At 32.1% G+C, this 7,099-nt stretch carries 8 protein-coding genes and 1 pseudogene; 6 read left to right on the top strand and 3 right to left on the bottom strand.

From position 1 onward, the window contains the following. Positions 1 to 215 (bottom strand): annotated as a pseudogene (locus tag ACKI5C_RS01030) (thymidylate kinase); the annotation flags it as partial. 37 nt (positions 216 to 252) lie between these two features. Then, complete coding sequence (gene cofH, locus ACKI5C_RS01025; RefSeq protein ID WP_407431159.1) at positions 253 to 1,371, bottom strand: 5-amino-6-(D-ribitylamino)uracil--L-tyrosine 4-hydroxyphenyl transferase CofH; 1,119 nt, start codon at positions 1,369 to 1,371, stop codon at positions 253 to 255. Between the two features lie 199 nt (positions 1,372 to 1,570). Between cofH and comD the strand changes: the two genes are divergently transcribed. From comD to ACKI5C_RS01000, 5 genes are all read left to right on the top strand, one after another. Continuing rightward, complete coding sequence (gene comD / locus ACKI5C_RS01020; protein ID WP_407431157.1) at positions 1,571 to 2,062, top strand: sulfopyruvate decarboxylase subunit alpha; 492 nt, start codon at positions 1,571 to 1,573, stop codon at positions 2,060 to 2,062. A gap of 4 nt (positions 2,063 to 2,066) precedes the next feature. Beyond that, on the top strand, positions 2,067 to 2,606 hold the full coding sequence (gene comE / locus ACKI5C_RS01015; RefSeq protein ID WP_407431155.1) for a sulfopyruvate decarboxylase subunit beta: 540 nt from the start codon (positions 2,067 to 2,069) through the stop codon (positions 2,604 to 2,606). A gap of 88 nt (positions 2,607 to 2,694) precedes the next feature. Beyond that, on the top strand, positions 2,695 to 2,958 hold the full coding sequence (locus tag ACKI5C_RS01010; RefSeq protein WP_407431153.1) for a MarR family transcriptional regulator: 264 nt from the start codon (positions 2,695 to 2,697) through the stop codon (positions 2,956 to 2,958). A 182-nt stretch (positions 2,959 to 3,140) separates the two neighbouring features. Continuing rightward, positions 3,141 to 4,694, top strand: a complete 1,554-nt coding sequence (locus ACKI5C_RS01005) for an IS1182 family transposase (RefSeq protein ID WP_407431151.1) — start codon at positions 3,141 to 3,143, stop codon at positions 4,692 to 4,694. Positions 4,695 to 4,798: 104 nt separating this feature from the next. Further along, the gene (locus ACKI5C_RS01000) at positions 4,799 to 6,172 is read left to right on the top strand and encodes a 2,3-diphosphoglycerate synthetase (protein ID WP_407431149.1); all 1,374 of its coding nucleotides are present in this window, start codon (positions 4,799 to 4,801) and stop codon (positions 6,170 to 6,172) included. 19 nt (positions 6,173 to 6,191) lie between these two features. Here the strand turns inward: ACKI5C_RS01000 and ACKI5C_RS00995 are convergent, their stop codons facing one another. Beyond that, positions 6,192 to 6,452, bottom strand: a complete 261-nt coding sequence (locus ACKI5C_RS00995; RefSeq protein WP_407431147.1) for a transcriptional regulator — start codon at positions 6,450 to 6,452, stop codon at positions 6,192 to 6,194. Positions 6,453 to 6,586: 134 nt separating this feature from the next. Here ACKI5C_RS00995 and ACKI5C_RS00990 point away from each other — a divergent pair. Beyond that, positions 6,587 to 7,099 (top strand): phosphotransacetylase (locus ACKI5C_RS00990; RefSeq protein WP_407431145.1); only part of this gene is annotated, 513 nt, incomplete at its 3' end.

Raw genomic sequence — 7,099 nt, 5'->3', positions numbered from 1 at the left:
GCATCCAAACCAAAATATATTGTGGCCTTCAAATGATTTATCTTACCTGTTTTTAGAAGTGCCTGTTTTGATTTTCTGCCAAATTTATTGTCACTGCAAGGATGAGAACGTATAGTTACATCACGACCTTGACTTTTATATACTTCCGCAAGTAACTTAACCTGAGTGTCTTTTCCGCACCCGTCAAGTCCATCAATAACAATAAATTTATTCATATTACCACTTTCAGTCACTTAAAGACAATTGCAGCGGTTAATCGATTGGGTAAAATTCAGAGTATATCGAATTCCTTTCAATAGGGTTTCTTCCCAAATCTTCAACCATCCTGCTTAAAGTTTCAATTGAAGCATTAACTCCATCTGGAGCTCCTGATGCTTCAGATAACTCATCACCACCTAATGTTCCGCCTAAATCATTTGCCCCTGCAGTCAATACTACCTGTGCAAATCTGAATCCCATTTTTACCCAGGATACCTGCAGATTAGGAATCAAATCTCTTAGCATTAACCTTGAAACAGCATATAATTTTAAATCCTGTGTTCCTGTAGCCCCAAGATTTGATTGACCTTCCAAAAAGATTGGGGAATACTCATGCATAAAAGTCATTGGAATAAATTCAGTAAACCCATGAGTTTCTTCCTGTAAATTACGGATTACATCAATATGTTCCACTCGTTCCTCAAAAGTTTCAACATGACCGTACATAATTGTGGATGAACCTGGTATTCCCACTTCATGAGATGTTTTCACAATATCAACCCATTCAACTACAGATACCTTTTCAGGACATATAATTTCTCTTGACCTATCAGTCAAAATTTCAGCTGCAGTTCCAGGCAATGTATCAAGACCAGCATCTTTTAATCTTTCAAAACCTTCAGCAACACTTATCCCAGACGCTAAACATGCATCCCTAACCATTGTTGGTGAAAATCCATGAATTGAGACTTTAGGATAGTTGTCTTTCAATAATGTAAGCAAATGTTCATAATATTCAATATCTGCATCCGGATGTACACCGCCCATCAATGTGAATTCCCGAGCGCCGTCTGCTACCGCACCTTCTGCCTTTGCTAAAATTTCTTCATCAGACAACACATAAGCGTCAGGATCATCAGCATCCTTTCCAAATGCACAAAATCCACATCTGACAGTACATATATTAGTGAAATTAATATTGCAGTTATTAATGAATGTAACGTTGTCTCCAACAAGTTCATGCCTTACATAGTCCGCTGTTGCAAGTAAATGATATAAATCCGAACCGTGTATATTCATTAAATGATTTGCTTCTTCTACAGTAATTTGTTCGTCTAGAGATTTTGTTAATATTTTTTCAGTTTTGGAAGATACTGGCAGTTTATCAAACATGATAATATATTACTATCAAATTAAATAAAAAGTTTTCTATTAATTAAATTGAATGAATAAAATTATACATTAATTTAAAATAAAAATATGAATTTTAATTAATAAAAATTTAAAAATAATAAAAAATATTGATTTAAAAAAAAATACCTATTTAAATAATGAGTTATATAATTGTAATAATATTAGAAGATGTGATACAATGGACAGTAGTGAAGCTATTTTTAATGGTCTCAAAGATGCTGGAATCGACTTTATTGTCAGTGTTCCATGCGTTAACCTATCAAAATTACTTAATATGATTGATGAGGATGATGAAATAATTCATATCCCCGTAACCCGTGAAGAAGAAGGAATCGGAATATGTGCTGGAGCTTACCTTGGAGGCAGAAAAACTGCAATATTAATGCAGAATTCAGGACTTGGAAACTCCATAAATGCTTTAAAGTCATTAATACAATTATATGAGTTTCCATTAATTATGATTATGAGCCATAGGGGAACAGAAGGAGAAAACATTTGTGGACAGGTCCCAATGGGAGAATCCACACCTCTAATTTTAGAAGCTATGGATTTTAAATTTTTTAAACCTGGAAATCCTGAAGCTGCTTATGAAGCGATATTTGATTCATGGGATTTATCAACTGAAGAAGGAAAACCAGTTTCAGTACTTTTAGAAATTAGTTATTGGTGATAATATGGCAAGAAGAGATGCAATTGCAGATATAATGAAAAATATTGATGATGAAATTGTTGTTTGCAACATCGGATTTCCATCCCGGGAATTGTATGACATTGACGATAGGGATGAAAACTTTTATATGATTGGTTCAATGGGTCTTGCATCATCAATCGGTTTAGGTCTTGCATTATCTTGTCCAGACAAAGATATTGTTGTCATTGATGGCGACGGATCACTTTTGATGAATATGGGTTCACTTGTAACCATCTTTGCCAATAATCCTAAAAATTTAACTTGGATTGTGATAGATAACGGTGCATACGGATCAACTGGAAATCAAGACACATATGCTCAGGTAATTGACTTATGTGAAATTGCAAAAAGCGTTGGATTTAAAAATAGCTTTAACTTTGAAGACATTGACTTGGCTGAAATAATTAAAAGTGATGATGCGAGTTTTATCGTATACAATACTGAAGCCGGAAATTCAAAAGCTCCTATTATTGACTTGACTCCAGTTGAAATTAAAAACAGATTTATGAATGCCATTAAATAACATCATATTAGTAACATGTGTTTAAATCAATTTAAATAAACATAATTGATATATAAAGATTTCTTATTAATTTATTAAAAATATAATTATGCCAGAAATCAAATTATATGAACTTCTTGGATATGTGAAAATATCACCTTACAGAACAAACACATTGAAATCTATTGGTAATGACATTAAAATGCCATCAGAAATTGCTCGTGACATTAATGTTAACACTAGCCAGGTGTCTGCAGCATTATCTGATTTAAAAAAGCAAAAATTAGTCATATGTGTCAATGAAGAGGTAAGAAAAGGAAGATTGTATAAATGTACCGAATTAGGATTGGAAGTACTTGAAAAAATAAAATAACCAACTTAAAAATCATCACCTGAAAACAACACTATTTTTAGATATTGCATATTTTTCAAAAAAAGAGGCTGACTCATAATTTTTGTGTTTAAAATTTTTTTCTTTTTTATTATCCTTTAATTTTATATATTAGAAAGTACAATCTATTATTAGAGTTAATTAACTTTTTGGTTGTGTTTTTTATGGTTTTGAGAGAGGATAAAATTGGTCAGCAATTATTGGTTCCTTTAGACTTGAGAGATTTGATTCCAAAAGATCATCCTTGTTATTTTATTCAAAATGTTGTTGATCAAATGGATTTTTCAAAAGTCAATGTAAATTATTGTTATAAACCAGGCAAGCCTGCTTATTCTCGTAAAATGTTATTAAGACTTGTTTTGATGGGTGCTTTTGATGGTGGATTGTCTGGAAGAGAAGTAGCTGCAAAAACGGCCACTGATGTTAGTTATATGTATTTGGCTGGTATGGAAAAACCTGATTTCCGAACAATCAACAGATTCAAAGTAGATCACGTAGAACTAATTGATGACGCATTTAAAACAACAGTTCTAATGGCAAAAGAATTAGATTTAGTAAAACTCAAACACATTGCAATTGATGGAACAAAAATCAAAGCCAAAGCATCTATAAATAATTTAACCAACCAAGAACAAATAGACCTCTTAAAAGACATCTTAAAAAAGAGTATTGAACTCGACGAAGAAGAAGATGAAATTCTCGGAGATGAATCAGGAAATTCAGTACCAAAAGAACTAATCGACAAAGAATCCTTCGAAAAAATCTATAAAAAAGTAACAGAAACCACAAAAGGTGACAGAAACGAATTTAAACTACGACGAAGTAGTAAAAAACTATTAGAACAAGCACAAAAGGATAAAAAATCAGCCAAAAAAATTCTCAAAAAAGTAGAAAAAATCGATACAGAACTCCAAAAGACCACCAATGACGTAATTAGCATCACCGACCCCGAATCAAGATGGATGCTAAATAAAAAAAGCAAATGGGAATTCGATTACAATTTACAAATAGCAGTAGACGATTACAAAGGAATAATCGTATCCTCATCACTAACACAAAATCCAACAGATGTATTTGAATTAATTCCACAAATAGAACAAGTAAAATCAATATTTGGAGAATTACCTCCAAATACACAAATTTCAGCAGACAACGGATACTCAACAAACGAAAATATAGACTATCTCGCAGAAAATCAATTAGATGGATACATATCCACACGAAAACTCTCAAGAAAACTCAAAAAAATCAACAAAAAGGACAAACCATTCGGAAAAGATAAATTCACCTTTGATCATGAAAAAAACACATATATCTGCCCCATGGGCCAAATACTAGAAAACCAAAAAAGTTACAAAAACAACACACGAATCGCATACTGGACAAAAAACTGCAAAACATGCCCAAAACACCAAGAATGCTGTGGAAAAAGATTTTCAAGAGTAATTACAGATTATGGCAATCCCAACAAAATAAAAATGCTCAGAAAAATGGAAACACCCTGGGCACAAGAAATCTACAAAAAACGATCAAAAACAGCAGAATGGCCATTTGGAAATATTAAACAAAATCTAAAAGTTACAGAATTCAACACAATTGGACTAAAAAGAACACAAACAGAAACAAAATTACTCGCAATATCACATAATTTAAAACGAATATACAACGAAACAATACAAAATGAACTCATACACCAAAACAACAAACAAAATACCTGAAAATAATAAAAATAAATGCAAAAAAATTTTAAAAAATAATTAATTTTGAGTCGTCCTCTTTTTTTAAATATTTTTAAATAATAATAACTTCCATATCTGTATATATGAAAGGTATTAACAAAATGCTTTGTTTAGTAGATGGAGAACATTACTTGCCAGTTACTAAAGAAGCAATAGATACATTAAACAAACTAGAACATATCGATATAGTGGCCGCTGTTTTTATAGGTGGAACTGAAAAACTAAGGGATGATTCTGAAGAATCCTACTCTGAAAAGTTGGGAGTTCCAGTTCAGTTTGCAAAAGATAAGGACATTCCATATGACCTTATTGTGGAAATGATTAGGGAATTTAATGCTGATACAGTAATGGATTTGAGCGATGAACCAATTCTTGACTATCCGAAAAGATTTAGGATAGCATGTAAAGTCTTGTATGAAGGCATAATTTATGAAGGTCCTGATTTTAGATTTGAACCAACCTCACAATATGAAATAATGGAAAAGCCATCAATTACCATTCTTGGAACCGGAAAACGTATTGGTAAAACTGCAGTTTCAGGATTTGTGTCAAGACTAATTGATAAAAATGGGTACGAACCATGCGTAATAGCCATGGGAAGAGGTGGACCTGAGGAGCCGGAAATTGTTCATGGAGAAGAATTAGAGATAACCGCCGAATATTTACTTGAACAATCTGAAAAGGGAGTTCATGCAGCCAGTGACCATTGGGAAGATGCATTAATGAGCAGGATTTTAACAATAGGTTGCAGACGTTGCGGCGGCGGAATGGCTGGAGAAGTTTACCTAACCAATATGAAACAGGGAGCCAAATTAGCAAACAAAGTTGATTCCAAATTTGCAATATTTGAAGGTAGCGGTGCTGCAATACCCCCAATTAAAACAGACAAAAAAATAGCACTTATTGGAGCCAATCAGCCTATTGAAAATTTAACCACTTATTTTGGACCATATAGAGTTGGTCTTGGAGATTTGGTCATTTTAACAATGTGTGAAGAGCCTATGGCTGATGCTGATAAAATTAAAAAGATTGAAGAATTCGTAGCAGAAGTTAATCCGGATGCAACCGTAATTTCTACTGTATTCAGACCTAAGCCTTTAGGTGATCTTGCGGGCAAAAAAGTTTTATTTGCAACAACAGCCCCAGAATCCGTTAAAGACAAATTGGTTGATTATTTAGAAGATAATTATGATTGTGAAGTTATCGGAACAACAGCTCACCTATCCAATAGACCATTATTACGTCAAGATATGGAAAAATATATGGATAAAGCCGAAGTCATGTTGACTGAACTTAAAGCGGCTGCAGTTGATGTTGCCAGCAAGGATGCAATTAGTCATGGTCTGGAAGTTGTTTATTGTGACAATGTCCCTGTTGAAATTGATGATACTTATCCAGATTTAGGTGAATCTGTAATTAAATTAGTTGATTCAGCTATAGAAAATTTTAATAACTAATTTTTTTCTTTTATTTTTTTTAAATATATTTTAATATTTCAATCCCAATTTCTGTATTCTTATACAAACGACCTTTTCTTGCATCTTCATTTAAACAAACCACTATCTTTTCTTTTTTTAACTCTTTTAAAACATTTGAAACATGATTTGTCCTAAGACCAACTTCCTCTGCAATAACAGAAGGAATTTTAATTTCATTTCCTATACATTTGATAATATTTGTCCTATATTCTGATGCAATTACATAACCAACTAATTTAAAAATATCATTTTCGTTCATATTTTATAATAGGTCAACATATAAAAAGACATTATGTATACCTAAAGTATCACTTAAAGCATTAATATGTACATATTAAGTATAAAAAAATTACAAAAACTTAATTATATAATGAAATACAAATACATAAACTAATGAAACGAATAGCTATTGGTGTTGGAGAAAATGAAAATATTATACAAGCATGCCATATTTTCAAAGAAAAACACCCAAAAACAGAATTAATATTAGTATATAGTGATGAAGATTTATTAAAAGCAGTGTATGATAGAAATATAGATGCAGTGATTCGTGGATCACTAAATGCATCCAATATTATTGCTAAACTAAAAGAACGTTATCCTCATCTTTCCAGAGCAACATATATCAATAATGGAGAACAGGAATTCCTATTAACACCTGTTGGAATTGATGAAGGAAACACTGTTGAAGACAAATTTAGAATAGCAATGAACTGTATTGATTTTCTCAAACAAGTTGAAAAAACCCCTAAAATTGCAATTCTCGCTGAAGGAAGAGAAGATGACTTTGGAAGAGACAGTTCAGTTTCAAACTCCATAAAAGAGAGCAGAAAATTAACCAAACTCTTATCAGAAAATACTGATGAAGATGTGAAAAATTACCATATATTAATTGAAAAAGCCGTG

The organism is Methanobrevibacter sp. (assembly GCF_045646045.1).
In the GTDB taxonomy this organism is placed as follows: Archaea; Methanobacteriota; Methanobacteria; order Methanobacteriales; family Methanobacteriaceae; genus Methanocatella.
This window is presented reverse-complemented; position numbering and strand designations above follow the sequence as displayed.

Coding starts and splice junctions, on each gene's coding strand:
- cofH (WP_407431159.1), bottom strand. CDS start 1,371: ATGTTTGATAAACTGCCAGTATCTTCCAAAACTGAAAAAATATTAACA.
- comD (WP_407431157.1), top strand. CDS start 1,571: ATGGACAGTAGTGAAGCTATTTTTAATGGTCTCAAAGATGCTGGAATC.
- comE (WP_407431155.1), top strand. CDS start 2,067: ATGGCAAGAAGAGATGCAATTGCAGATATAATGAAAAATATTGATGAT.
- ACKI5C_RS01010 (WP_407431153.1), top strand. CDS start 2,695: ATGCCAGAAATCAAATTATATGAACTTCTTGGATATGTGAAAATATCA.
- ACKI5C_RS01005 (WP_407431151.1), top strand. CDS start 3,141: ATGGTTTTGAGAGAGGATAAAATTGGTCAGCAATTATTGGTTCCTTTA.
- ACKI5C_RS01000 (WP_407431149.1), top strand. CDS start 4,799: ATGAAAGGTATTAACAAAATGCTTTGTTTAGTAGATGGAGAACATTAC.
- ACKI5C_RS00995 (WP_407431147.1), bottom strand. CDS start 6,452: ATGAACGAAAATGATATTTTTAAATTAGTTGGTTATGTAATTGCATCA.